1 protein-coding gene is annotated in these 1,328 nt (G+C 35.5%); it reads right to left on the bottom strand.

The genetic code is table 11. The features are described 5' to 3' along the window. Positions 1-343: 343 nt before the first annotated feature. Entirely contained in the window at positions 344-727 is a 384-nt protein-coding gene (locus J8L70_RS15975) for a hypothetical protein (protein ID WP_211056564.1), read from the bottom strand. Positions 728-1,328: the final 601 nt, after the last annotated feature.

Here is a 1,328-nt window from a genome sequence, read left to right as displayed (position 1 = left end):
AATAAAAGCCTAGTACTTAGTTTGCTAAACTACAAAATTTAGGATGGGTGTCTTGTTAATTAATTACATCTTGTTAATTAATTAAAATTGATAGGAATGAATTTGTTTTGGCAGGATAAGTCTGGCTTGTAGTTGGCCATAACAGTTTACCGTGGGTGAATAATATCTATTAGATCACAGTCACCCAGTGGATTCAAGGTCAAAAAGGAAACAATTTAAACTAGGAAATTAAGTTCCTAAAAAGAGTAATTCTACAGCCTCAACGCCCTAATAACGGGCTAATAATAGTTGGTTAGAATAAGCAACGCAGGAGCAAAACCAACTGTCCTTGTTGAATTTCTTGTTATGTTTGCATTGCACCTACAAGCCCTAAAGTGCCTATAGGTAATAGCAAAATCCACTGAGGTAATTTTAAAAACACTTGGGATTTAAAGAAATACCAACCTACAGCAATAAAAACTAGAGAGAAGATAATAAAGTTTACTGAGATACCAATAATGATATTTTGAAAGGAGCTTAAATTAAACCAACCAGCATAAGTTAACACAAGTCCCGAAATTAATAGAGTTACAGATACCATATACCAACAACCTAACAACGTTGCTTTAGGTATATCGGGAAGGTCTGATTTAAGAAATGGTCTAACGGGATCAATTTGACCTGCAAAAATGTGAACACAAGCAGTAAATAAACCTATTATTCCTGCGAGAAAAATCCAAATATTCACCTTACTCTCCTTGTAAACATATCGCTAAGCTTTGGGGCGCTAGCGCGTGGGCTAAAATCCGAACGAAGTGAGTCAGTCCAGGTGTTAGCGTCCCAGCGACCGAAGGGAGTGCCAACAGCTTTTTGTTATGTGTACGTTACTCGACGTTTGATGTTTTATCTTTTGCAACTTTAACCTTTAAAGAGTGAAATAGAGAGGCGAATACGAAAGTTGTGAATAATAACAGTGAACAAAGCAATTTTATTCCAATATCCTCATGCTTTATGAATGCATTTAAAATTGCTGATACGAGCATGTACCCAACTAAATAGAAACTATGTATGCTACCCATGAAAACTCCTTGTACACATAACGAGCCTGTAGAATAACTCGTTTTTAATTTATTTTTATTGATGCATTAACCATAGCCGAGTTCCTATTTTGATTCAATCGGTTACTTTGGTTTTACATAAAATATAAAAAGAGGATTTGCTGTTGCTTTAATTGGCGTTTTGGAAGGTGTTTCTGATGTATGAGTGGCTTTATCAAGGTTAAAAGGGTGGACTTCCCAGCTTTCACTAGACAGTTTTTAACTCAGAATAGTACGCTTCTTCAAACTTAG

The sequence above is a fragment of the Pseudoalteromonas sp. MMG010 genome (assembly GCF_018100905.1).
In the GTDB taxonomy this organism is placed as follows: Bacteria; Pseudomonadota; Gammaproteobacteria; order Enterobacterales; family Alteromonadaceae; genus Pseudoalteromonas.
Note: the sequence above shows the minus strand (reverse complement) of the source record. Positions and strands in the feature narration are given on the sequence as shown.